The sequence below is a fragment of the Psychrobacter sp. BF1 genome, assembly GCF_019279065.1.
In the GTDB taxonomy this organism is placed as follows: domain Bacteria; phylum Pseudomonadota; class Gammaproteobacteria; order Pseudomonadales; family Moraxellaceae; genus Psychrobacter; species Psychrobacter urativorans.
This window is the reverse complement of record NZ_JAGYWV010000047.1, coordinates 1-207: the sequence shown is the minus strand read 5'-3', so window position 1 is coordinate 207 and position 207 is coordinate 1. Positions and strand designations below refer to the sequence as shown.

Annotated in this window: 1 protein-coding gene; it reads right to left on the bottom strand. The window is 51.7% G+C overall.

Features of this window, described 5'->3' with window-relative positions:
• Positions 1–207, bottom strand: a 207-nt coding sequence (locus KZA12_RS14765) for a hemagglutinin repeat-containing protein (protein WP_218690758.1), incomplete at both ends; no start/stop codon positions are given.

The following is a 207-nucleotide window of genomic DNA, read 5'->3' as shown; positions in this document are numbered from 1 at the left end:
CGATAACGCCTTGGACTTTATCCGTGTTAAAGACCACGCCTTTACCGTTGAGATCGTTACCAATATTAAAGGTAGTGGTGCCACCGACGTTGACTTGGCTATCGGCATAAGTGACTGAGTCGCTGTTGGCATAGCCTTTGCCTTTGCTGGCACTGGCGGTGATACCGACACCGCTACCTGTTGATGCATAGCCCCCAATAGCCGCAC